Raw genomic sequence first — 24472 nt, 5'->3', positions numbered from 1 at the left:
CGTCAGTCGGGCAGCCGGCGCATCTCGGTGACCCGCTGGCCGAACGCCTGGAAGCGGTTGAGCAGGCCGTACAGATGCGCGTCGTCGACGATCTGGCCGAACAGGATGGTCTGGTTCGGTACGAAGACTCCTTCCAGCTCCGGAAAGGCCTCGTGCAAGGTCGTCTCCACCATCAGCCCCTCGACGCGGATCTCGTAGCGCATGTGACACCTCTCGCCCGTCGATCCGAGGAGTTCCGGCGGCTGCGGCTCCGGGGAACCCGCCCTCTCTCCACGGTGCTGCCGGGCGCTCCGGACCGGGTCACCCACGAGGGGTGATCCCCGGGCACACCACCAAGGGGTTACGTCGACAACGGGTGCGGGACGTGGAGCCGGTGCCGCGCCGGGACGCACACCCCGAGGAGGAGACGTGACCACCGAATTCAACGAGATGGGACCGATCGACTACCTGATCGTCGAGTTCCCCGGCAGCCGGATGACCGGCGAGGGGCTGCCGATCCTGGTCGACCTGGTGGACCGGGGCATCATCCGGATCCTCGATCTGGCGTTCGTCCGCAAGGAGAGCGACGGCACGCTGACGGGGCTTCAGATCGCCGACTTCGACAGCGACGGCACGCTCGACCTCGCCGTGTTCGAGGGGGTCTCGTCCGGCCTGCTGGGCGCGGACGACCTCGAGGAGGCCACGTCGATCCTGTCGCCGGGCGACTCCGCCGGAATCCTGGTCTACGAGAACCTCTGGGCCGCGCCCTTCGCCGCGGCGCTGCGCCGGGGCGGCGCCCACCTCGTCGCCGGGGGGCGGATCCCGGTGCAGGAGATCCTCGCGACGCTCGACGAACTGGACGCCGCCACGGCGTGATCCGCCGCCGTCCGCCACCGACTCCGAAGGGAGCACACCATGCCTGGACTGATCCGGGGCGTCGCCCGCACCGCCGCCATCGCCGGGACGGCCACGGCCGTCTCCAACCGCGTCTCGCGCCGGCAGGCCGGCCGCTGGGCCGAGCAGGAGCAGCGCGAGTACATGGCCTCGGCGCAGGCCGACTACCCGCCGCCCCAGGCGGCGCCGGCCGCCCCTGCCGCCCCCGCCCCCGGCGGCGACATGGACAGCAAGCTCGCCCAGCTGCAGCAACTGGGCGCCCTCAAGGACCAGGGGGTGCTGACCGACGCCGAGTTCGCGGCACAGAAGGCCCGCATCCTCGGGTCGTGACCTCCCGTCCGACCTGGTGAGCCGCCGCCGGTCCGGCCCGCGCGTCAGCCCTCGGGCTGTTCGAGCGGGCCGAGCCTGCGCCGTCGTGGCGTGACGGGCGTGGCGGCGCTCTCCCTGAGCCCCGGAGCGACCCCTGGGTCGGCGGCGGCCCGCTCGTACCAGCGTCCGTAGCGGGCGGCGAGCGGCGCGGCCGAGGCGCCGTGCAGCAGCACGCTCAGCCCGACGGTCACCGCGACCACCTGGCTGATCAGCCCCACACCCTGGATGGGCTCCTCCGCGACGAGCAGCCCGAACACCACCGAGGCGAGCCCGCGCGGCCCGAACCAGCCGACATAGGCGACGGTCGGCCGCTTCAGGTGGCTGCCGGCCAGCGACAGGGCGACGGGGACCATCCTGATGACGGTCAGGCTCAGCAGGGCGTAGCCGAGGACCCGCCAGCTCAGGTGCTGCAGGGCGGGACCGAGCAGCACCGCCCCGAAGAACAGCAGGCTCAGCATGGCCAGCAGCCCGCCGAGGTCCTCGGCGAGTTCCGTGGTGTCGGCCGGCTCGACCGCCGGCTCCCCGGCGCCGCGAAAGACGCCGGCGAAGGCGAACCCCGCCACCCAGGCCGCGATGAAGCCGCTGCCGTGGGTCACCGCGGCCAGCGTGTACGCCCCGACGGCCGCGGCGAGGACGAAGATCTCCCGCCAGTCCCGGGCGACCCAGCCGTGGTCGAAGGACGCCCGCAGCAGCCGTCCGCCGACCCCGCCGACCGCGAGCCCGAGGGCGGGGCTGAGCAGCAGAGCGCTCCAGATCGTCTCGGCCATGCCCTCGTGGGCGTAGGAGGTGCCGGGGATCGCCGCCAGGAAGAGCACGAAGAACGGCAGCACCAGCCCGTCGTTCAGCCCGCTCTCCATATTGAGCGTCTGACGGACCAGGCTCGGCACCCGTGGATCGGAGATCGCGCTCTTGCCGAGGGCCGCGTCGGTGGGCGCGAGGACCGCGCCCACCAGCGCGCACTCCCAGAGGGTCAGCCCCGGGAAGAGCGGCCGCGCCAGGAGCCACCCCGCCCCGATGGTGAGCGCCAGCCCGACGGAGAGCAGCCGTCCGGCCAGCGTTCCCTCGCTGCGCAGCTCCGCGGGGCGCACCGTCGAGGCGTCGACGAAGAGCACCAGGGTGAGCGCGGCCTCCGCCAGCGTGCGCAGCGGCCCGCTGTCGTGCTTCAGGCTCACCAGGTTGACGCCGACCGGCCCGAGCAGGACGCCGAAGCCGACGAAGACCAGCGCGTCGGAGACCGGCGTTCCGGCCAGCCTGCGGGAGACGAGCGCGTAGCCGGCGGCGACCCCGGCGACCGCGGCCCCCGTCCAGCCGGCGTCAGTCATGGGGAAACTCTGCACCCGACCGGGCCAGTCCCTGTCGCCGACCCGCCGGGCCGCGCCTTTCCTTGGATGAGGACGGCCCTGACGGCCGGGACGCGCGGCCAGGACGGAGCAGCACATGGCGCCACCGGACGACGGGTCCGAGCCCGAGCCCGGTTCCGGCGAACTGGAGGAGCTGCGGCGGCGGATCGCCCAGTTGGAGGCCCGTGCCGCGCCCGTCCACAGGGAGCACCACCGGGCGCGGGCCACCGGGTCGGCGGTGCTGATCGTGCTGGCCGCGATCCTCTCGCTGCTGGCGGTGGTGTCGGTGTGGGCGCGCGACCAGGTGACCGACACCGGCCGCTTCGTCGCCACGATGGCCCCACTGGCGAGCGATCCGCACGTGCAGAGCGCGCTGACCACGCGGGTGACCAACGCGGTGGTGCAGCAGATCGACGTGCCCTCGCTGGTGAGCCAGCTCTCCCAGGCCGCCTCGCAGAAGGGCGTGCCGCCGAAGGCGGCGACCCTGATCGGGTCGCTCAGCGGCGCGATCGGCAGCGGCATCACCAGCCTGGTCGGCACGGTCGTGAACAAGGTCGTCACCAGCCCGGCCTTCGCCACGCTGTGGACCAACGCGCTGCGGGCCGCCCACTCCTCCATGGTCAAGGCGCTCACGGGGGAGGGCGGCGGGACCGTGTCGCTGGCGAACAACCAGGTCACCATCGACCTGGGGCCGATCATCGAGCAGGTCAAGAAGCAGCTGGCCAACTCGGGGCTGGGCCTGGTGGCGAAGCTGCCGGCGATCCATCCGACCTTCACCGTCTACTCCTCCAAGTCGATCGGCAAGCTCAAGTCCTACCTGCGGCTGCTGGACGTCGCGGGCAACTGGATGCCGGTGATCGCGGTCGTGGTCGCGGCGGCAGGCGTCTACCTGGCCCGGGACCGAAGACGCGCGCTGATCGGGGCGGCGGTCGCCGTCGCGGTGGCCATGCTCGTGCTGGGCGTGTCGCTGGCGGTCTTCCGCGGCTACTTCCTCGACCAGCTCCCGCCCGGCGTCGACGCCGCAGCGGTGGGCGCGGTCTACGACGCGCTGGCGCACTTCCTGCGGGTCACCGTGCGGGCGGTCGGGGTGCTCGCCGTGCTGGTGGCGCTCGGCGCGTTCTTCGGCGGCCGCTCCCGGGCCGCGATCTTCGTCCGGGCGGCGTGCAGCACCGGCATCGGCGGGGTCCGGCAGGCCGCGGAGCAGGTGGGCTTCCGGGCCGGGCCGGTCGAGACCTTCGTGCGGCGCTTCAAGCACGGGATCGGGGTGGCGATCCTGCTCATCGCCGCGCTCGTCTTCGTCCTGTGGGACCACCCGACCGGTCTGGTGGTGTTCTGGTTCGCGTTCGTCGTCCTGATCGCCTTCGGGATCCGCGAGTTCCTGGCCCCCGGACCCGGCCTCGCCGAGCTACGGCAGAACGCGCCGTCCGACCCGGGAACGCCCGGCGCCCCCGGCGCTCCTGGCGGTGCGGGCTCACCCGTCCGGCCGCCCCCGGCCGCGTCCTGACCGGCGGTCCACGCGGGGCGTCCTAGATTCGGAGCGAACCCGGGCGGCGAACGAAGGGCAGCTCATGACCAGGCGACCCAACATCCTGCTGATCGTCACCGACGAGGAGCGGGTGTCCCTGCCCCGGCCGCCGGGCTTCTCGCTGCCCGCCCGGGAGCGGATCGCGGCTCGGGGGACCACCTTCGAGCGCTACTACACCGCCTCGGCCCAGTGCAGCTCCGCCCGCTCGGTCATCTACACCGGGCAGCACCTGCCGATCACCGAGATCTACGACAACGACAACATGCCCTACATCCGCCCGCTCGACCCGGCGCTCGGCACCCTGGGCACGATGCTGCGCTCGGCCGGCTACTACACCACCTACCAGGGCAAGTGGCATCTCTCGAACGCGTACGTCACGCCGGAGAACCCCGGCCCCACCACGGACGCGCTGGAGCCCTACGGGTTCAGCGAGTTCAACGACTGGGGGGACATCGACGGCGGCGCCTGGGCGGGACTGAAGATCGACCCGGTCATCGCCGGGCAAGCGGTGAAGTGGTTGCGCAACCGCGCCCCGGTCGTCTTGCAGGACCAGCCGTGGTTCATGGCCGTCAACTTCGTGAACCCGCACGACATCATGAGCTTCGACTACGGCGGCCGGCCCCAGGTCCAGCTGCCCTTCGGGCTCGCTCACGCCGTGGTGACGCGTGCGGCGGCGGACATTCCGGTCTACCGGCCCCGGTGGGAGTTCGACCTGCCCGCCAGCCTGCACGACGACCTGTCGGGCGCCGCGCCGGCCGTGGCGGAGTACGCGCGGATGCTCGACACCGTCTTCGGTCCGGTCGCCGACGACCAGCACTGGTACGACGGGCTGAACTTCTACCTCAACGCGCTGCGGGACGTGGACCGCAGCGTCGAGTTCGTCCTGGACGCCCTGGAGGCCACCGGCCAGGCGGACGACACCGTGGTGGTCTTCACCTCCGACCACGGCGAGATGGCGGGCTCCCACGGCCTGCGCCAGAAGGGCAACCTCCTCTACGACGAGAACTTCCACGTGCCGTTCCTGATCGCCCACCCCGACGTGGCCGGCGGCGCGAGCACCCCCGCCCTCGCGTCCGCGGTCGACCTCGTGCCCACGCTGCTGGACGTCGCCGGGGTCGACGCCGCCCAGAGGGCCGCCCGTCACCCGGCGCTGAAGGGCCACTCGCTGATGCCGGTGCTGCACGGCGGGTCGGTGCGCGAGGGGGTCCTGAACGCGGTGGAGTCGATCACGACCCTGGACGCCTCCTTCTGGTTCGAGTTCGCCGACCCCGAAGCGCCCCAGCGCGTCGCCTCCGGCGACCTACGGCCGGACTGGGAGAAGCGCGGCTTCCTGCGCGGATACAGCGACGCGCGCTACACCTTCGGCCGCTACTTCTCCCCGCTGCGCCCGAACCGTCCGGCCGACACCGAGGCGCTGCTGGCCGACAACGACGTCGTCCTCTACGACCGAGAGCAGGACCCGGCGGAGGTGCGGAACCTGGCTGCCGACCCCGCCCACCGCGAACTGGTCGAGCGCTACCGGGCGTTGCTGGAGGCCCTGATCGACGCCGAGATCGGCGCGGACACCCGCGCCTGGGTCACCGAGCGCCCCCGCCTGCTCGGCTGGCCCACCTGGCACGGCGACACCGACCGCCCCGAGGCCCTCGCCTCGGGCGGGCGGTAGGCGGGCGCGGCCGGGTCAGCCGGTCCAGCTCCAGTCGGCGACCTCGGGCAGGTCGGCGCCGTGGGTGCGGATCCACTCCCCGTGCCGGATCCGGGCGTCGGCCATCCGCTGACGCAGCGGCGCGGCGCGGACCGCGAGGCCCGGGACGCGGTCGATCACGTCCATGACCAGCCGGTAGCGGTCGAGGTCGTTGCGGACCACCATGTCGAACGGCGTGGTGGTCGTGCCGGACTCCTTGTACCCGCGCACGTGCAGCTGCGCGTGTCCGGCGCGGCGGTAGGCGAGGCGGTGGATCAGCCACGGGTAGCCGTGGTAGCCGAAGATGACCGGCCGGTCCCGGGTGAAGACCGCGTCGAACTCGGGGTCCGACAGCCCGTGCGGGTGCTCTTCGGCCGGCATCAGCCGGGCGAGGTCGACCACGTTCACCACCCGTACCGCGAGCTCGGGCAGTTCGTGCCGCAGCAGCTGGGCGGCCGCCAGGATCTCCTGGGTGGGGACGTCGCCCGCGCAGGCCAGCACCACGTCCGGCTCGCGGTCGCCGCGTTCGGTGCCCGCCCAGTCCCAGATGCCCAGCCCCCGGGCACAGTGGACCCGGGCCTGCTCCAGCGTCAGCCAGTCGAAGCACGGCTGCTTGCCCGCCACCACCACGTTGACGTAGTTCCGGCTGCGCAGCACGTGCTCGGCCACGCTCAGCAGCGTGTTGGCGTCCGGTGGGAAGTAGATCCGCACCGCCTCGGGGCTCTTGTTGAGCACGTGGTCGACGAAGCCCGGGTCCTGGTGCGAGAAGCCGTTGTGGTCCTGGCGCCACACGTGCGAGGTGAGCAGGTAGTTGAGCGAGGCGACGGGCGCGCGCCAGGGGATGGTGCGGGTGGTCCGCAGCCACTTGATGTGCTGGTTGACCATCGAGTCGACGATGTGGACGAACGCCTCGTAGCAGGAGAACAGGCCGTGACGCCCCGTCAGCAGGTAGCCCTCCAGCCAGCCCTGGCACAGGTGCTCGGAGAGCACCTCCATCACCCGGCCGTCGCGGGCCAGATGATCGTCCACCGGCAGCACCTCCGCCTGCCAGGCCTTGCCGGTCGCGGAGTAGACGGCCTGCAGCCGGTTCGAGGCGGTCTCGTCCGGGCCCACCAGACGGAAGTCGCGGCGGGCGGCGGTGTCCGCCATCACCTGGGCGAGGTAGTCGCCCAGGACCCGGGTGGGCTCGTGCATGCCCGTGCCGGGCTTGTCGACGGGCACCGCGAACCGCTCCAGCTCCCGCAGTGGCAGCTCGCGCAGCAGCAGGCCGCCGTTGGCGTGCGGGTTCGAGCCCAGCCGCCGGGCGCCCGAGGGGATCTGCGCGAGCACCGGCGGGGCGGGCCGCCCGTCGGCGTCGAACAGCTCCTCGGGGCGGTAGGAGCGCAGCCATGCTTCCAACTGCCGCAGGTGCTCCGGGTTCTCGCGGACCTCGGCGAGCGGGACCTGGTGCGCCCGCCAGGTTCCCTCGACCTGCAGCCCGTCCACCCGGGCCGGCCCGGTCCAGCCCTTCGGCGTGCGCAGCACGATCATCGGCCAGCGCGGTCGCTCCGTCGCGCCCTCGGTGCGGGCGGCGTACTGAGCGGCGTCGATGGCGTCCAGGGCGCTGTCCAGGGCCGCGGCGAACGCCCGGTGCACCACGGCGGGCTCGTCGCCGCTGACGTGGATCGGCGTGTAGCCGTAGCCGCGCAGCAGCTGGTCCAGCTCCGACTCCGGGAGCCGGGCGAGGACGGTCGGATTGGCGATCTTGTAGCCGTTCAGGTGCAGGATGGGCAGCACCGCGCCGTCGTGCACCGGGTCGAGGAACTTGTCTCCGTGCCACGAGGTGGCCAGCGGCCCGGTCTCCGCCTCCCCGTCGCCGACGACGCAGGCGACGACCAGCTCGGGGTTGTCGAAGGCGGCGCCGTAGGCGTGGGCCAGCGCGTAGCCGAGCTCGCCGCCCTCGTGGATCGAGCCCGGCGTCTCCGGCGCCACGTGGGAGGGCACGCCGCCCGGGAAGGAGAACTGCCGGAACAGGCGCGCCATGCCGGCTTCGTCACGGGTGATGCCGGGGTAGTGGTCGGTGTAGCTGCCGTCCAGCCAGGAGCAGGCGAGCACGGCGGGTCCGCCGTGGCCGGGCCCCCAGACGCAGAGCGCGTCCAGGTCCCGGGCGCGGATCGCGCGGTTGAGGTGGGTGTGCACCAGGTTGAGCCCGGGGGAGGTGCCCCAGTGGCCGAGCAGCCTGGGCTTGATGTGCTCGGGGCGCAGCGGCTCCCGCAGCAGCGGGTTGTCCATCAGGTAGATCTGTCCGACGGCGAGGTAGTTGGCGGCGCGCCAGTGCGCGTCGAGCTCGGTGAGTTCCGCGTCGGTCAGCGGTGCGCTCATGGTCGGCTCCCCCTCCGGGAGTGCAGGCGACGGCCTCTTCTGTCCTCACCGTCCAGCCTGGCGGGCGGCCGCGCCGCTCGGACAGGGCCGACCGGCCCACCGTCCCGACCCCGGCGGGGCCTGTCGGTCCCGCTCGGCGGCCCTCGCCGGGCGGGGACCGGGCCGCCGCCCCAGACTGGAAGAATGACCACGAACAAGGAGGCCGCCGAGCGCCGGATCGGCGGGGTGCGCGTCACCACCGGCAGGATCGTCCTCGCGGTCGTGACGGTCCTGGCGGTGTGGTTCATCCTCATCAACCGGCAGTCGGTGAAGATCCATCTGTGGGGCCTCACCACCGTCAACGCCCCGATGTGGGCGGTCCTGCTGATCATGCTGCTGGCCGGCTGCGTCATCGGGGTGCTCGGCTACATGCGCAGGCAGTACCGCAAGCGACGCTGACCGGGACCCGCCCGGATCCGGACGGCCCTGGATAGGGTGGGCGCGTCGGTGATCACCCCGCATGCCTGGAGCGTCCGTGCCTCACACCCTTCCCGTCGGCCTCCCAGTCGACGAGCCGCTCCCGGTCGGGGTGGTCGGCCTCGGCGACATCGCGCAGAAGGCGTACCTGCCGGTGCTCGGCGCCCTGCCGGGCCTGGACCTCCGGCTGATGACGCGGGACCGGGAGAAGGTCGAGCGGCTCGGGCACGCCCACCGCGTGGCGGCGGGGGCGCGCTTCACCGACCTCGGCGAGCTGATCGACAGCGGCATCCGCGCCGCCTTCGTCCACGCGGCGACCGACCAGCACGTGCCCATCGTGGAGCGGTTGCTCTCCGCCGATGTCGACGTCTACGTGGACAAGCCCCTCGACCAGACGCTGGACGGGGCGAGGCGGCTGGTCGAGCTGGCCGAACGCCGGGGCCGCTCGCTGATGGTGGGCTTCAACCGCCGTTACGCGCCCGGCTACGTCGAGGCCGCGGCGCAGCCGCGGGACCTGGTGCTGTTGCAGAAGAACCGCCGATCCCTGCCGGAGGCGGCGCGCAGCATGGTCTTCGACGACTTCGTCCACGTCGTCGACACCCTGCGGTTCCTGCTTCCCACCGAGGCCACGCACCGCCAGGTGCGCTGGCGCTGCACGCCGGGCCCGGACGGGCGGCCGCTGGTGCGCCACCTGGTGCTGGAGCTCTCCGGCCACGGCTTCACCGCCCTGGGGATCATGAACCGCGAGAGCGGCGCCACCGAGGAGGTCCTGGAGGTCTCCGGCCGGGGCGCGAAGCTGGAGGTCCGCAACCTCGCCGAGGTCGTGACCTACCCGGACGGCGATCCGCGCGTGCGCCGCCGCCCCGACTGGGTCCCCGTCGCCCGGCAGCGCGGCATCGAGCAGGTCGTCCTCGCCTTTCTCGACGCGGTCCGCTCCGGCACCCGCATCGACGCTCGCGACGCGCTGGCGACGCACGAACTGTGCGAGTGGATTGTGGGGCAGATCGAGTAAGTTCGCCCCGTTATGGGCGTTTCCATAAGTGGGTGAGATTTTGGGGTCGGGGCCCCCGTGGTGCGGTCGGGGCGCCAGGGTGTGAAAAGCTCTCCGGCTATGGCGAGAGATCAACTGCTGCACGCGCGCCACGGTGGGGTGGACGCCCGACAGGCTCTGAGCAAGGTCCCCGAAGTCACGGTCTTCTTCTGGGTCGTCAAGGTGCTCACCACCGGCATGGGCGAGACCACCTCCGACTTCCTGGTGAAGACCTTCAATCCGTTCCTGGTCGTGCCCGCGGCCGGCGTGGTGCTGGCGGTGTCGCTCGCCGTCCAGCTGTTCGCCAAGCGCTACAGCGCGGGCATCTACTGGTTCGCGGTCGTCATGGTGAGCGTCTTCGGCACGATGGCCGCCGACGTAATGCACGTGCAGCTCGGCATCCCGTACGTGGTCTCCACGAGCTTCTTCGCCGTCGTCCTCGCGGCGGTCCTCGGCCTCTGGTACGCCACGGAGAAGACGCTCTCGATCCACAGCATCACCACCCGCCGGCGCGAGCTCTTCTACTGGGCGACGGTGCTCACCACCTTCGCGCTCGGCACCGCGACCGGCGACATGACCGCGAGCACGCTGAAGCTCGGCTACTTCTCCTCCGGCGTGCTCTTCGCCGTCCTCATCGCGATTCCGACCATCGGCCACTGGAAGCTCGGCCTGAACGCGATCTTCGCCTTCTGGTTCGCCTACATCGTCACCCGGCCGCTCGGCGCGTCGTTCGCCGACTGGATGGGCGTCTCGCACGCCCGCGGCGGACTGGACTGGGGCACGGGCCCGGTCAGCCTCGTGCTCGCCGCGCTGATCGCCGTCTTCGTCGGGTACCTGGGCGTCAGCCGCAAGGACGTCGCCTGACCCGCCCGACCACCGAGCGCCGACCGAAGGTGCGGCGCCCGCTGTCGCGGGCCGCGCACCTTCTCGTTTTCCGGCTCGCTCCGGGCGTGTTCCCGGTCCGGAGGGGGGAAATTCATGATCCTTATGTAACGATCCACGCCTGCTTCTGCACTAGCTGCTGCCCGGGACCTGCACCCCGCACAGGAGAGGCAGAGCGACGACGTGGAAGCGCTGCGGTTCTCGGGCCGGGGAGACAGCGGGAGCCGAGGAGCTGGTCGAGGCGCTGTGGAGCTGTGCCGGGCCGAACGTTCTGCGCCACCGCTGCCCCGAGTAACCGGAGTTGGACCCCGGGATCGGCCGCGACGACGACGTCCTGCCACGTCCGCGTGATGACGTGAGTGTGACGTCCGCGCGGATGGACGTGCCGCACGCGAACGGCTCCTCCAGAATGGCAGGGCGCACGGGGTGTGGGCGGCCCGCCGGGATCCGGCAGGCCGGGCGCACCCTCTGGACCGAACAGGCAGGAGTGGCTCATGGCAGCGGCAGTCGACCCCGAGCGGTCGGAGTGGGACGTCATCGTGCTCGGGGGCGCGGCGGCCGGTGAGAACGCCGCGCAGTACGCGGCGCAGTTCTCCGGCCTGGAGTCGGTCATCGTCGAGGCCGAACTCGTCGGCGGCGAGTGCTCGTACTGGGCCTGCATGCCCAGCAAGGGACTGCTGCGGCCGGTCGAGGTGCTGAACACCGCCCGGCATCTGCCCGGCGTGGCCGCGCTCGTGGGCGACAACGGGATCGACGTGGACGCCGTGCTGGACCGCAGGGACGCGATCGTCAACAACCTCTCCGACGACAGTCAGGTGAAGTGGGCGCTCGACACCGGCATCGGCGTCGTGCGCGGCTACGGACGCCTCACCGGTGAGCGCACCGTGGCGGTGACGAAGCCGGACGGCTCGGTCCGGACGATCACCGCGCGGCACGCGGTGGTCGTCGACACCGGATCGCGAGCGTCCGTCCCGGACATCCCCGGCCTGCGCGCGGCCCACCCGTGGATCTCCCGCGACGTCACGCACCTGCGCGAAGTCCCGCGCCGGGTGGCCGTGCTGGGCGGCGGCGTGGTGGCCTGCGAGGCGGCCACCTGGCTGCGCGGCCTGGGCGTCGAGGAGTTGTCGCTCGTCCACCGTGGCAGCGCCCTGCTGGCGAAGCAGGAGCCTTTCGCCGGTGAGCTGGTGGCCGCGGAGCTGGGCAAGAGCGGGGTCGACCTGCTGCTCGGCCGCAAGGTCGTCGCTGTGCGGCGCGAGAAGGCGGCGGAGACCGGCGTCGGCCGTGTGCACGGCGGACCGGCGACGCTGACGCTGGACGACGGAACGGAACTGACGGTGGATGAGATCGTCGTGGCGCTGGGCCGGGTGCCGGCCTCCGACGACATCGGCCTCCCCGCCGTCGGACTGCCAGACGGCGGCTACCTCGACGTCGACGACCAGCAGCGGGTCAAGGGCGTGCCGGGCGAGTGGCTCTACGCGATCGGCGACGTCTGCGGCCGTGCGCTGCTCACGCACATGGGCAAGTACCAGGCCCGGATCGCCGGTGAGGTCATCGCCTCCCGGGCGAACGGCGGCGGTGCGTCCGGCGGCTTCGCCGCCGAGTTGAGCACGGCGCAGGGCCACCGGGCCGTGCCGCAGGTGACGTTCACCGACCCCGAGGTCGCCTCGGTCGGCCTGACCGAGCACGGTGCCCGCGAGGCCGGGATCGACGTCGAGACGGTCGAGTACGACATGGCCGCGCTCGCCGGCACCTACCTGCTGCGCGAGGAGTACACCGGCCGCGCGAAGCTGGTGATCGACCGTGCCTCCGACACCCTCGTCGGCGCGACCTTCGTCGGCAGCGGCGTCGCCGACCTGCTGCACTCGGCGACGGTCGCCGTCGTCGGCCGGGTCCCGGTCGCCGCCCTCTGGCACGCCGTCCCCAGCTACCCGACCCCGAGCGAGATCTGGCTCCGCCTCCTCGAGACCCTCAACCGTCAACGCCGCCTCGGCGCTGACGCCTGAACGGACGGCCGGTCGTGGCGCGGACGGCGGCGCGGGGGCAGGATGGTGATCGCCAGCCCGCCCGAACGCCCGCACCGTGCCGCTCCGCACCGCGCCGCGCCGCTCCGCGGTCGCCGAAGGAGACGATCCATGCCCTCGCCGTTGGACGCTCTCGGGCTCGACCTCCCGGTTCTGGCCGCGCCGATGGCCGGCGGCCCGACGACGGTCGCGCTGGTCGCGGCCGCCGCGCGGGCCGGGAGCCTCGGGTTCCTGGCAGGCGGCTACAAGACGCCGTCCGGCCTCGCCGAGGAGATCGCGGCGGTGCGCGCCGAGGGCCTCGCCTTCGGCGTCAACCTCTTCGCGCCCAACCCCGTCCCCGTCGACCGCGAGGCGTTCGCGCGCTATGCCCGCTCCCTCGCCGACGACGCTCGCGCGGTCGGCCTCGACCCGGCGACGCTCGGCGCGACGGTCGTCGAGGACGACGACCACTGGGCGGCGAAGATCGCCCTGCTGCTGGACGCGCCGGTGCCGGTCGTCAGCTTCACCTTCGGCCTGCCCGAGGCCCGCGTCGTCGCGGCGCTGCGCGCCGCCGGGACCGTCGTGGTGCAGACGGTGACCTCACCGGCCGAGGCGCGGACCGCCGCGGAGGCCGGCGTCGACATGCTGGCCGTGCAGGCCTCCGCCGCGGGCGGGCACTCCGGCACGCTGACCCCGCGGCTGATCCCTGAGCCGATCCCGCTGGCCGAGCTGCTCGGCCGGGTGCGGCACGCCGTGACGCTGCCGCTGATCGGCGCGGGCGGCGTCGCGACGCCGGACGCGGTGACCGAAGCGCTGGACGCCGGCGCCGCGGCTGTGGCCGTCGGCACCGTCCTGCTGCGTTCGGACGAGGCGGGCACCTCAGCGCCGTACCGCGCGGCCCTCGCCGATCCGGCCCGTCAGGAGACGGTGGTGACCCGCGCGTTCACCGGCCGGCCCGCGCGGGCCCTGCGCAACGCCTTCACCGACGGCCACACCGCCGAGGCCCCGAGCGGCTACCCGGCCCTCCACCACCTCACCTCGCCCCTACGCCGCGCGGCGGCCGCGGCGGGCGACCCGGAACACATCAACCTCTGGGCCGGCACAGGCCACACCCACGCGACGGACGAGCCCGCCGCCCACATCCTCACCCGCCTCTCCCAAGCCCGCTGACCCCCGCCGGGGGGTGCGCTCCGCCTACGCCCCGGTCCCGCCGGCTGGCTGTCCGTGCGGCCATCCGGCCTTGTGGTCTGGCCGCCATGGGGTCGGGCGGTCTGGTGGCTCTGGGGCCCGGCGGCCCCCGCGGGCCTGAGCCGCTTGTGGCCTCGCGGGCCTGACGCGCTTGTGGGCTCGCGGGCCTGGCCCCCGGGGCTTGCGCGGCCCTGCGCCTTGGGAGCCCGTGCGGCGCTGTGGCGACGACACTCCGATTCCGCAGCCGTGTGGGCCTGTTTCAGCAGGTCTGCCCGCATTCACCCCAGAGTGTCGCGCTACCGCCTCCTGCCCGGATCCTGGCACAATCGGGCGGTCTGTCGAATGAAGATCAGCAGACCGGCGCGCGGGGGCGCGGCCGGTCATGGGGGAGACATGCCTCGGCCTCGCCGCACCCTTCGTCCTACCCTGCGCCGCGCGTGCGTCGTCGCGCTCGTCGGGGTCTCCGCGCTCAGCCTCGGCGTCGGCACGGCCACGGCCGCCGGCGCGACCTTGGGCGACCAGCGGATCGTGCACAACCTCGGCCTGCGCTTCCACGCGCTGCCGAGCTCGCAGGCCTCGGGGGAGGTGCTGGACGCGGCGAGCGGACGCGTCGTCTGGTCCTCGGGGGCCGCGGCGCAGCTGATGCCCGCGTCCACCACCAAGATCGCGACCGCGATCGCCGCACTCACCGTGCTCGGCCCGAGCCACACCGAGCGCACCCGCGCCCTGCTCCTGGGCCACGCCCTCTACCTCGTCGGCGGCGCGGACCAGGACCTGACCGGCGACGACGTCAACGCCCTGGCCGACGCGACCGCCCAGGCGCTCAAGGCGCGGCACCTCGGCTCGGTGACGCTCTACGTCGACGACTCGCTCTTCCCGCACGTCCAGCCGACCTCTCCGGGGTGGCAGCCGGGCTACATCCCCGGCGAGGTCTCCTCGATCAGCGCGCTTCAGGTCTTCGGCCACGAGGACGTGGACAGCGCCCTGTACGCGGGCAACGTCTTCCGAGCGCGGCTCGGGACCCACGGAGTCGGCGTGCAGAAGACCACGCTGACGCGCGCCAAGGCGCCGCGCACCGCGGTCCAGCTCGCCTCGCACACCTCGGAGCCGCTGGCGTCCGAGGTCGAGCGGATGCTGAAGGACAGCGTCAACGACAACGCCGAGGGCTTTGCGCGGCTCACCGCCCTCGCGGTCGGTCAGCAGGCCGACTGGGAGGGCGCCACCAAGGCCGTGCTCAGCGAGGTCTCGCGCTACCACGTGCCGCTCGGCGGAGTGCGCCTCTACGACGGCAGCGGGCTCTCCCGTGACGACCGGATGACGGCCCAGGCCCTGGCGTCGATGGCCGCGCTGGCGGTCGACCCGCGCTACCAGTCGGTGCTGCGGCCGGTCCTGGTCGGCTTCCCGATCGCGGGCGTGGACGGCACGCTCGGCCCCAGCTGGGGACGGTTCACCACCGCGCCGACCGACTGCGCCAAGGGGCGCATCGACGCCAAGACGGGCACGCTGACGGGCGCGATCGCCCTGGCCGGGGTGACCCTCAACAAGCAGGACGGACGCTGGAAGGCCTTCGCCTTCCTGGAGCAGGGCGGCTTCAACACCACCTCCGCCCGCGACCTCATCGACCGCTGGGCGACCACGGTCGAGGGCTGCTGGTAGGCCTTCGGCCGAGGCGCGAGGCACCCGCGCGACTCCTTCATCCAGGCCGCCCGAACCGCGTGAGCCGCGAACCGCGTGAGCCGGAGCCGCGGAAGCTGTGAGCCGCCGCCCCGTCGTGCTCGGGGCGGCGGCTTCCGCTCTGCGCGGCTACCCGCCGGTCACGGCTGCACGGTCAGCGCGAACACGTGGATCGCGGGGGCGTTCGGCAGCGTCACGTAACGGACCGTCTTGCCCGGCGTCAGGGGGACGGTGTTGGTGAAAACCCCGTAGCTGGTGCCGTAGTTGGCCGGTCCGGTGGGCGTGTCGCGGTGGTCCGTGGTGAACGCCGTCTTCGCGCCGTAGGCGTCGGTGGGGGCGCAGCACCAGTTGGGGAAGCCGAGTTGGCCGGTGCTGGTGGTGCCGTCGCTGTAGGTGACGGTGACCGTGCCGGAGACGAAGCCCGCCTCCGCGCCGAGGAAGCCGAGCGTGCTGCCCTCCCCGCCGAAGGCGATCTCCTGGCCGCTCGCCGCGACATTGTCGGCGGTGCCGGGCGCGGCGGACGGCCAGGTGAAGCTGAGGCCGTTCGCGTTGATCGCGGCGCCCGGCGTGGCACCGGCCTTGGCGAGCGCCTCTGTCGAGTAGCTGTCGCCGCCGCCGTCGAAGTTGCCCGGCGTGGTGTCGGTCTCGGAGGTGGCGCCGACGTTGTCGAAGGCGGAGGCCAGCGACGGGTAGGGGACGACCTGGACGATCGTCTGCTCGCCGCGGACGGTGTCGACGCGGCCCGACCCGACGGCGCGGTAGCTCGCGGTCGCGGTGATCGGGGTGACGGTCGTGCCGGGCGCGCCCTGCGGCCCGCTCACCTTCACCGTCGTGCTCGCCGACCCGCCGGGCGCGATACGCGGCAGGCGGACGGTGGCCGGCGTCGCGGTCCACCCGGCGGGCGCGCCGACGCGCAGCTGCGCATCGTTCAGGGCGACCGCGCCGTGGTCGGCCAGCGTGATCCGGTACGTCCCGGGGTGCTGCGCGGTGCTGACGTCGCGCCAGGTGATCGCGGTGGCGGGCGCCAAGCCGCGGGCCGCGCCGGTGTGGACGCGGTACAGGACGGTGGCGTGCGGCGGCACGTCGGCGGAGATCACCCCGGTGGTCTCGGTGACCTGCTTGCTCACCAGGTCCGTCAGGGAGTAGCCGGAGGCGGCGCGAAGACCGGCCTCGGCGGTGGTGGTGGTGATCGTCCGCGCGCTGTCGGAGGAGTTGAACAGCGCGACCGCACGGTCCCCGTCGGCCAGGGGCTTGCTCAGCACGTCGTAGCCGGTGCCGTGCCGGACGATCCGGCCCTGGACGCCGAGACGGTCCTGGTCGACCGCGATGACGTCCTTGTTGCCGAGCACGGCCAGCGCGGCGGGGGAGAGGTGGGTGAGGTCGGTGCTGGAGATCAGCGGCGCGGCCATGATGGACCAGAGCGAGACCTGGCTCTGGATCTCGTCACGGCTCAGGCCCGTGTCGCCGGCGAGCAGGAAGTCGGGGTCGTTCCACCGGCCGGGCTTCTGCAGGGCGGCGAGCCCGACGTTGTAGCTGTAGTTGTAGTCGATCGACGCCCACTTGTCGGGGCCGGTGTCCTGGCCCAGGGCGATGTCGGCGCCCTCGCGCCAGAGGTTGCCGAGCTGGGAGGACCAGCGGATGACCGAGTCCCAGTTCGACTCGCCCTGGAAGTAGGCGGGTGCGGAGATGGAGAAGACGATCCTGCGGTGGGTGTTCAGCAGGGCCTGGCTCATCGCGGTGTAGGTGTCGCGGTAGCTCTGCTCGTCGGTCTCGCCGGGCTTGCTGGGCACGTTGCAGCCGTCGAGCTTGACGTAGTCGACGCCCCAGGAGGCGAAGAGGTCGGCGTCCTGCTGCCAGTGGCCCAGCGAGCCCGGGTAGCCGCCGCAGGTGTCGGTCCCCGCGTCCTCGTAGATCCCGAACTTCAGCCCGAGCTTGTGCAGTTGAGCGCCGACGTAGGCCATGCCGTCCGGGAACAGCTGCGGGTCGGCGACCAGGTCGCCGGCGGCGTCGCGCTGCTTGGCCATCCAGCAGTCGTCGATGGTGACAGTGTCGTACCCCTTCTTGGCCAGCCCGGTGCTGACCAGGGCGCGGGCGTTGCCGAGGATGGTCTTCTCGTCGATGCCGCACTGGTAGTAGGACCAGTCGTTCCAGCCCATGGGCGGGGTGGGCGCGAAGTTCGGGTACTGGGCCGCGCCGCTGGCGGCTCCGGCGGCGAGCGCGGGTGGTGCGAGGAGCAGGCCGGCGGAGGCCGCGGCCAGTGTCGTGCAGCAGGCGACGGTGGCGCGCAGCCACCGGGGCAGGGGAGATGTCACGCTTCGACCTCACGCTGTCTCGGGGTCAGGGCATGGTGGCTGACGTGTCCTCAGCAGCCGGACCCTTTCTACGGGACGTTGCGCATTTCTGACAAGACCTGTAATTAATCAAGCAGGTCCGCGCATGGGTCGTGCCAAGCTTTGCGCGACGAGGCCGAGACGGCTCAGTGGTGCGTCGACCCGGTGAGATGGGCGAAGACCACGACGTTGCCGAGGTACTCCTGCCGGCTGCGGTCGAAGCCGGCGCCGCAGGTGATCAGGCGTAGCTCGGCGTCGGCGGTCTGGCCGTAGACCTGCCGGGTCGGGAAGCTGCTCGCGGCGTAGGCCTGAACGGCGTCGATGGTGAAGACGGCAGTGGTGTGGTCCGCGCGGTCCACGTCAATCGTCCACCCCTTCTTCAGTGCGCCGAGGTCGTAGAAGACAGCGGGTCCCTGGGCGTTGTCGACGTGACCGGCGATCACCGCCCTCCCGGCGGAGCCGGGCGTGATGCCTGCCTGGTACCAGCCCGCGAGGTTGCGGTTCGCCGCGGGAGGAGCCGCCAGGTGGCCGTCGGACTGCAGCGAGAGCCCGGTCAGCGGGGCGTTCACGCCGATCACGGGAATCCGCACCCGGGTCGGCGTCGCCGGGGGCAGCGGCCTGACCGGGGAGGGCCCGGCACTGGGCGCCGCGGACGCGGACGCGCCGAAGCCCTGGGCCGCCGAGGGCTGCGGCGGCGGGGCGAAGCGCTGCGAGCCTTTCACGATGAGCGCGACGCCCAGCAGCGCGGCGACCGCGAAAAGCGCGATCACGAGCACGCTGCGGCGCCGGTTCGACGGATGGGTTTCCACGGTGCTCACGCGGGACTCCGGTGCTCCGGTACGGCTGGGGCGGCGGTTGCCTCTGAAGTCATGAGAAATGCCGGGGCGGCGCCCCGCACCTCGGCGGCTCGGCCCGAAGGGTTGTCGTCTCACGGTGCGTCAATGCATGATCCGGCAGGTCAGAGGCCGTATGAACGGGTGACGCGGGCTCGCGGGGGTTCCGCTCCGTCGGAGTAACCCGAAGGCTGGTCCGGTGACCGCCTAGGATCGACATCCGGCTCCCGGGGCGGGAGCCGTGAGACGGAGACGTGCAGGAGGACCGGTGCCACGCGAGAGCGGTGACGCGAGCTTTCTGCGTCGGCTCAACCAGGTCGCGGTGCTGCGCGCCCTGCACGCGACCGAGAGCGCCACGCTCGCCGAAGTCGCCCGCGCGGCACGGGTCTCCCGCGCCACCACCGAGGCGATCATGGAGACGCTGCTCCGCGAGGGCCAGGCCGAGGAGTTCGCCCCGAACGCCGCCGAGGGGTTGCGCGGCCGCCCCGCCCGGCGCTTCGCCTTCCGCGGCGCGGTCGGCCACGTCGCGGGAGTGGGCATCGGCGCGGCGCGGGTGACCGTCATGGTCGCGGACCTGCGCGGGCGGATCGTCGCCCGCGAGCAGGTGAGCGTGCCGACCGATCTTCCCTCGGCCCGCCGGCTGGACGCGATCGGCGGACTCGTGGAGCAGGCCTGCACGGGGGCCGGGATCGGGGTCTCGGCCCTGACGGGCGTCGGCGTCGGCACGACGGGCGTGATCGACGGCGAGGGCCGAGTGGTCAAGAGCGTCGTGCTGTCGGACTGGACGGGCGTGCCGCTCCAGGCCGAGCTGGCGCGCAGGCTCGCCGTGCCGGTCCTGGTCGAGAACGACATGCGGCTGGCCGTCCTGGCCGAGCACTGGCGCGGCGCCGCCCGCGGGCGCGCGGACGTGATGTATTTGCACACGGGCAGCCGCATCGGCCTCGGTCTGCTGCTCGGCGGCACGCCCTACCGCGGCTCCCACGCGGCGGCCGGCGAGCTCGGCGGACACCCGAACAGCAGGTGGCGGACCTTCCAGCACGTCATGGACTACGCGATGGCCGTCGACCCGGGGGAGCTGCGCGCGCCCTCCCAGGCGGCCCTGTTCGCGCTGGGCCGGGCCCGTGAGGGGGACGCCGAGGCCGCGCGTGCCGTCGAGTCGTTCGCCCGCTCCCTGGCCGAGGCGCTGGTGACGCTGGTGACCCCGCTCGATCCCGAGCTCCTGGTCGTCGGAGGCAGCCTGGCGCAGGCGGGGGAGCAGCTCACCGATCCGATCCGCGCCTACCTGGCCGACGTCTGCCTGTACCCGCCCGAGGTCGTGGTCTCCGAGCTGGGCGCCGACGCGGTCTGCCTGGGCGCGGTGCGGCACGCGCTGAACGAGGCCGAGCGGCTGCTCTTCGCGTCCGCCTGAGGCGTCCACCTGGGCTATTTCGTCAACAAGTCTCATATGTACTGAGCGGTAGAACACGAGCAAGTCACGCACGGATCACTTTCCGGTCTCGTCTGCGCACCCTTGCTCAATTAACGCTAGTTCTCGACATAAATGCTCGACTAAGGTCCCCGACACACCCTCCACCCCCACCGATCGATGGGACCGTCGATGACCAGAAAGCTGTCGGCGCTGCTGTGCGCCGCCGCGCTCGTCGCCGCCGCCTCGGCCTGCTCGTCCTCCACCTCCGCCGCCGGGGGCGGCGACGCCACCGGACCGGTCACGCTGACCTACGGCATCTGGGACCCGAACCAGAAGCCCGCCATGCAGCAGATCGTCACCGCGTTCGAGAAGCTGCACCCGAACATCACGGTGGACATCGAGCTCACGCCGAACGCCGACTACTGGCAGAAGCTGCAGACCGAGGCGGCCTCGGGCACGGCCCCCGACGTGTTCTGGATGAGCACCACCCGGATCGGCCTCTACGCCGGCCAGGGCCAGCTGCTGCCGCTCTCCGGCCGCCCCGGCTTCGAGAGCAGCCCCTTCCCCGCGTCGCTCAACGGCATCTACACCGTGGGCGGCAAGCAGTACGGGATGCCGAAGGACTACGACACCATCGGCCTCTGGTACAACAAGAAGCTCTTCGACGCCGCCGGGGTCGCCTACCCCACCGCCGCCTGGACCTGGCAGGACGTCATCGACGCGTCCAAGAAGCTGACCGACCCTGCCAAGGGCACTTGGGGCATCGCCTCCCCGGACTGGACCCAGGAGAACCTCTACAACGACATCTTCCAGGCCGGGGGCTGGGTCGTCTCGCCCGACAAGAAGTCCTCCGGGTTCACCGACGCCAAGACCCTCTCCGGGATGCAGTACGCGCTCGACTTCATCACCAAGTACAAGACCTCGCCGACCGCGCAGCAGATGACGGACACCGACCCGTCCCAGCTGTTCGCCTCCGGCAAGGTGGCGATGTTCACCGACGGCGACTGGGACGCGCTCACCTACAAGAACGCCCCCGGGCTCCAGGCCGACGTCGCGCCGCTGCCCGCCGGCCCGCAGGGCAGGGCCACCGTCATCAACGGCCTGGCCAACGTCATCTACGCCCGCACCCCGCACGCCGACGCGGCGTGGGAGTTCGTCAGGTTCCTCGGCGGGCAGCAAGCCAACGCGATCCAGGCGGCCAGCGGCGCGGTCATCCCCGCCTACCACGGGCTCGGCGACGCCTGGGTCAAGTCCATGCCGCAGTTCCACCTGCAGACCTTCGTCGACCAACTGGACCACGCCGTGCCCTACCCGGTCTCGGCGAACACCGGCCCCTGGGCCACCGCCGACCAGACCATCCTGGACCAGATCTGGGCCGGCAAGCTCAGCCTGAACGCGGGCGCCCAGCAGCTGAAGTCCACCACCGACGCCGACCTCGCGAAGGGGTGACCATGCCGGTCACCCGCACCGTCGGCGCCGAGGCCGCGTCGCCCTCCTCCGCCGGGTCCGCAGCTGGGTCCGCCGTCTCGGTGGCGGCGGCCCGAGCCGGAGCCCGGTCGCGACTGGCCCGCCGGGTCGTCGCACGCCACGGGCATCCGCGCGAGTGGGTCTGGGGCTACCTGATGGTCGCCCCGCTGGCTCTCGGGCTCGCCGGCTTCTACCTGTGGCCCATCGTCCAGTCCGTCTACTACAGCTTCACCTCCTGGGGCGCCTTCGGCGGCCAGCAGTGGGCCGGCCTCGCCAACTACCGCGCCTTCCTCAGCGATCCGCAGCTGCCCAAGGCCGCCTGGAACACCGTCCTTTACTCGCTGCTGCTGCTCGCCTCCATCCCGCTCTCGATCGTCTTCGCGGCCCTGCTCAACCAGGTGCGCGGCCGCTCCGTCGGCCTGTACCGGACGCTGTACTTCATCCCCGTGGTCAGCATGCCCGCCGCGGTGGCGATGGTTTGGCGCTGGCTCTACAACGGCGACTACGGCCTGATCAACTACCTGCTGTCGCTGGTCGGGATCCACGGCCCGCACTGGGTCTCCGACGGGCGCTTCGCCGTCTACGCCATGGCCCTCGTCGGCATCTGGTCGGTCGTCGGCTACAACATGATCATCTTCGCGGCCGGGCTCAAGGGCATCCCGCGCCATTACTACGAGGCCGCCCAACTCGACGGCGCGGGACGCGTCCGGCAGTTCTTCTCCATCACGCTGCCGCTGCTCAGCCCGAGCATCTTCTTCGTGTCCGTGGTCACCGTCATCAGCGGCTTGCAGATGTTCGACTACGTGCTGCTGATGCTCGGCCGGTCCAACCCGGCCCTCGCCGACAGCAAGACCATCGCCTACCTGTTCTACGAGTACGTCTTCCTCGACCACGAGCAGGGCATGGGCTGCGCCATCGCGGTCGTCCTCACCGTGGCACTGCTCCTGCTGACGGCAGTTCAGTTCCGGGTCCAGAAGCGGTGGGTCCACTATGCGTAGCCAACGACTGTGGCCGGTCCACGTGCTGCTCGCCGTCGGCGCCGCCGCGATGGTCGCCCCGTTCCTGTGGCAGCTGCTCACCTCCTTGCAGACCCTCGGCGAGGCGACCCATGTCCCGCCCACCTTCCTGCCAGGCTGGCGCTGGTCCAACTACGCGGAGGTGTTCACGAGCATGCCGTTCCTGCGGCAGTTCCTGAACACCGTCGTCATCACCGTGGTCCGCGTCGCCGCGCAGCTGCTGTTCTGCTCCATGGCCGCCTACGCCTTCGCACGGCTGCGCTTCCCGGGCCGTGACGTGCTCTTCCTGGTCATGCTCTCGGTGCTGATGGTGCCCAGCCAGGCCTACCTGCTGCCGCAGTACCAGATCCTGATGCACCTCGGCCTGCTGAACACCCTCACCGGCATCGTGCTGCCCGGCCTGTTCAGCGCCTTCGGCACCTTCATGCTGCGGCAGTTCTTCCTCTCCCTGCCCTTGGACGTGGAGGAGGCCGCCCGGCTCGACGGCGCGGGGCCCGTGCGGATCTTCTGGTCCGTGATGCTGCCGCTCGCCAAGCCCGGCCTGATCTCGCTCGGCGTGCTGACCGTGCTGTGGTCCTGGAACGACCTGCTGTGGCCGCTGGTCGTCACCAGCGACGCCGGCCGGATGCCGCTCTCGGTGGGCCTCGCCACGCTCCAGGGCGAGCACGTCACCGACTACCCCGTGCTGATGGCCGGTTCGCTGCTGGCGAGCCTGCCGATGATCGTCATGTTCCTCGTCTCGCAGCGCCGGATCACCGAGGGCATCGCCTTCACCGGATCCAAGTGACGTGTGGACGAATTTTGCTGAAAGGAACTCAGTGACCCTGCAAGACGTGCGCCTCGGTGTCATCGGTCTCGGCCTGCGTCTCTCGCTCGCCCTCGCCGCCCACCGTCCGGGCCACGGCAGCGTGGTGGCGGCCGTGTGCGACAACGACCCCGAGGCGCTGCGGCGCGGCCTCGACCGCCTCGACTGGATCAAGCCCGAGGACGCGGTCGCGGACTACCGGCACCTGCTCGACCGCGCCGACCTCGACGCGATCCTCGTGGTCACCCCCGACGACACCCACGAGGCCGTCGCCGTCGACTGCCTGCGCGCCGGCAAGGCCGTCTACCTCGAGAAGCCCATGCACATCACCGTCGAGGGCTGCGACGCCATCCTGCGCACCGCCTACGAGACCGGCGCGCGCCTCTACGTCGGCCACAACATGCGGCACATGGGCGTGGTGCGCAGGATGCGCGAGGTCATCGCGCGCGGGGACATCGGCGAGCCCAAGACCGTCTGGGTGCGCCACTTCGTCTCCTACGGCGGCGACTTCTACTTCAAGGACTGGCACGCCGAACGCAGCCGCACCACCGGCCTGCTGCTGCAGAAGGCCGCCCACGACCTCGACGTCATCCACTGGCTGGCCGGAGGCTACACCGAACGCGTCAACGCCTTCGGCTCGTTGATGCTCCACGGAGACCTCCCGCGCCGCGCCCCGGGCACTCCGCGCCCGGAGAACTGGCTCAAGGAGTACGAGTGGCCGCCCACCGCCCGCACGGGCCTCAACCACCACGTCGACGTCGAGGACGTCTCGGTGATGAACATGCGGCTGGACAACGGCGTCCTCGCCGCCTACCAGCAGTGCCACTTCAGCCCCGACTACGTCCGCAACTACACCGTCATCGGCACGGAGGGACGTCTGGAGAACTTCGGCGACGAGGCGGGCGCGGAGGTCCGGGTCTGGAACACCGGCCCCACCCGCTACCGGGCTGACGGCGACATCAGCTACCGCGTCCCGGACGTGGAGGGCACTCACGGGGGGAGTGACACTGCCATCCTCGCCGAGTTCGCCCGCTTCGTCCGCGAGGGCGGCCCGACGGACACCTCGCCGCTCGCCGCCCGCATGAGCGTCGCCGCCGGTTACATGGCCACGATGTCGCTGCGGGACGGCGGGCGTCCGTACGACATCCCGCCGCTGGCCCCCGAGCTGGCCGCGTACTTCGGGAACGCCCAGCAGCGGGAGCAGTGGCGGTAGCCAGCGGTAGCGGGGGCGGGA

General features: G+C 72.1%; 20 protein-coding genes. 15 read left to right on the top strand and 5 right to left on the bottom strand.

What is annotated here, in order from left to right:
* Positions 1 to 2: 2 nt before the first annotated feature.
* On the bottom strand, positions 3 to 203 hold the full coding sequence (locus TR48_RS15465) for a DUF8691 family protein (RefSeq protein ID WP_042367286.1): 201 nt from the start codon (positions 201 to 203) through the stop codon (positions 3 to 5).
* Between the two features lie 226 nt (positions 204 to 429).
* Here TR48_RS15465 and TR48_RS15460 point away from each other — a divergent pair, with 226 nt between their 5' ends.
* Positions 430 to 855: a DUF6325 family protein gene (locus TR48_RS15460; protein ID WP_042367377.1), complete on the top strand. Its 426-nt coding sequence runs from the start codon at positions 430 to 432 to the stop codon at positions 853 to 855.
* 39 nt (positions 856 to 894) lie between these two features.
* A complete protein-coding gene (locus TR48_RS15455; protein WP_042367278.1) occupies positions 895 to 1203 on the top strand; it encodes an SHOCT domain-containing protein in 309 nt (102 codons plus the stop codon).
* A 44-nt stretch (positions 1204 to 1247) separates the two neighbouring features.
* Here the strand turns inward: TR48_RS15455 and TR48_RS15450 are convergent, their stop codons facing one another.
* Positions 1248 to 2564: a cation:proton antiporter gene (locus TR48_RS15450; protein WP_042367276.1), complete on the bottom strand. Its 1317-nt coding sequence runs from the start codon at positions 2562 to 2564 to the stop codon at positions 1248 to 1250.
* A 115-nt stretch (positions 2565 to 2679) separates the two neighbouring features.
* Between TR48_RS15450 and TR48_RS15445 the strand changes: the two genes are divergently transcribed.
* Together TR48_RS15445 and TR48_RS15440 are read left to right on the top strand one after the other, a co-directional pair.
* Positions 2680 to 4086 carry a hypothetical protein gene (locus TR48_RS15445; protein ID WP_042367274.1) on the top strand — a complete coding sequence of 469 codons (1407 nt, stop codon included), beginning with the start codon at positions 2680 to 2682 and terminating at the stop codon, positions 4084 to 4086.
* 64 nt (positions 4087 to 4150) lie between these two features.
* On the top strand, positions 4151 to 5770 hold the full coding sequence (locus TR48_RS15440; RefSeq protein WP_052442690.1) for a sulfatase family protein: 1620 nt from the start codon (positions 4151 to 4153) through the stop codon (positions 5768 to 5770).
* A gap of 15 nt (positions 5771 to 5785) precedes the next feature.
* Here the strand turns inward: TR48_RS15440 and TR48_RS15435 are convergent, their stop codons facing one another.
* Complete coding sequence (locus TR48_RS15435) at positions 5786 to 8149, bottom strand: phosphoketolase family protein (protein WP_042367272.1); 2364 nt, start codon at positions 8147 to 8149, stop codon at positions 5786 to 5788.
* Between the two features lie 183 nt (positions 8150 to 8332).
* On the opposite strand from TR48_RS15435, the gene TR48_RS15430 reads away from it, so the two are divergent.
* From TR48_RS15430 to dacB, 6 genes are all read left to right on the top strand, one after another.
* Positions 8333 to 8587, top strand: a complete 255-nt coding sequence (locus TR48_RS15430; RefSeq protein WP_042367270.1) for a LapA family protein — start codon at positions 8333 to 8335, stop codon at positions 8585 to 8587.
* A gap of 76 nt (positions 8588 to 8663) precedes the next feature.
* Positions 8664 to 9617 carry a Gfo/Idh/MocA family protein gene (locus TR48_RS15425; protein ID WP_236652162.1) on the top strand — a complete coding sequence of 318 codons (954 nt, stop codon included), beginning with the start codon at positions 8664 to 8666 and terminating at the stop codon, positions 9615 to 9617.
* Between the two features lie 99 nt (positions 9618 to 9716).
* A complete protein-coding gene (locus tag TR48_RS15420) occupies positions 9717 to 10499 on the top strand; it encodes a COG4705 family protein (protein ID WP_042367266.1) in 783 nt (260 codons plus the stop codon).
* 512 nt (positions 10500 to 11011) lie between these two features.
* Positions 11012 to 12520 carry a dihydrolipoyl dehydrogenase family protein gene (locus tag TR48_RS15415; protein ID WP_042367264.1) on the top strand — a complete coding sequence of 503 codons (1509 nt, stop codon included), beginning with the start codon at positions 11012 to 11014 and terminating at the stop codon, positions 12518 to 12520.
* Between the two features lie 129 nt (positions 12521 to 12649).
* A complete protein-coding gene (locus TR48_RS15410) occupies positions 12650 to 13687 on the top strand; it encodes an NAD(P)H-dependent flavin oxidoreductase (RefSeq protein WP_042367262.1) in 1038 nt (345 codons plus the stop codon).
* Between the two features lie 411 nt (positions 13688 to 14098).
* Complete coding sequence (dacB, locus tag TR48_RS15405) at positions 14099 to 15361, top strand: D-alanyl-D-alanine carboxypeptidase/D-alanyl-D-alanine endopeptidase (RefSeq protein WP_042367260.1); 1263 nt, start codon at positions 14099 to 14101, stop codon at positions 15359 to 15361.
* A 158-nt stretch (positions 15362 to 15519) separates the two neighbouring features.
* Here the strand turns inward: dacB and TR48_RS43245 are convergent, their stop codons facing one another.
* Both TR48_RS43245 and TR48_RS15395 read right to left on the bottom strand, forming a co-directional pair.
* On the bottom strand, positions 15520 to 17691 hold the full coding sequence (locus tag TR48_RS43245; protein WP_063770993.1) for a beta-sandwich domain-containing protein: 2172 nt from the start codon (positions 17689 to 17691) through the stop codon (positions 15520 to 15522).
* 164 nt (positions 17692 to 17855) lie between these two features.
* A complete protein-coding gene (locus TR48_RS15395; protein ID WP_042367372.1) occupies positions 17856 to 18518 on the bottom strand; it encodes a class F sortase in 663 nt (220 codons plus the stop codon).
* Positions 18519 to 18810: 292 nt separating this feature from the next.
* Between TR48_RS15395 and TR48_RS15390 the strand changes: the two genes are divergently transcribed.
* The 5 genes from TR48_RS15390 to TR48_RS15370 all read left to right on the top strand — a co-directional run bounded on the left by TR48_RS15390 (position 18811) and on the right by TR48_RS15370 (position 24451).
* Positions 18811 to 19950, top strand: coding sequence for an ROK family protein (locus tag TR48_RS15390; RefSeq protein ID WP_042367258.1), 1140 nt, complete (start codon positions 18811 to 18813; stop codon positions 19948 to 19950).
* Between the two features lie 189 nt (positions 19951 to 20139).
* A complete protein-coding gene (locus TR48_RS15385) occupies positions 20140 to 21399 on the top strand; it encodes an ABC transporter substrate-binding protein (RefSeq protein WP_042367256.1) in 1260 nt (419 codons plus the stop codon).
* 2 nt (positions 21400 to 21401) lie between these two features.
* Positions 21402 to 22415, top strand: coding sequence for a carbohydrate ABC transporter permease (locus TR48_RS15380; protein ID WP_084729447.1), 1014 nt, complete (start codon positions 21402 to 21404; stop codon positions 22413 to 22415).
* Positions 22408 to 23220: a carbohydrate ABC transporter permease gene (locus tag TR48_RS15375; RefSeq protein WP_042367254.1), complete on the top strand. Its 813-nt coding sequence runs from the start codon at positions 22408 to 22410 to the stop codon at positions 23218 to 23220. Before TR48_RS15380 ends, TR48_RS15375 begins: the two co-directional genes overlap by 8 nt.
* A gap of 37 nt (positions 23221 to 23257) precedes the next feature.
* Positions 23258 to 24451, top strand: coding sequence for a Gfo/Idh/MocA family protein (locus tag TR48_RS15370; RefSeq protein ID WP_042367369.1), 1194 nt, complete (start codon positions 23258 to 23260; stop codon positions 24449 to 24451).
* The last annotated feature ends 21 nt before the right edge of the window (positions 24452 to 24472 follow it).

It is taken from the genome of Streptacidiphilus neutrinimicus (genome assembly GCF_000787815.1).
Taxonomy (GTDB): Bacteria; Actinomycetota; Actinomycetes; order Streptomycetales; family Streptomycetaceae; genus Streptacidiphilus; species Streptacidiphilus neutrinimicus.
Note: the sequence above shows the minus strand (reverse complement) of the source record. Positions and strands in the feature narration are given on the sequence as shown.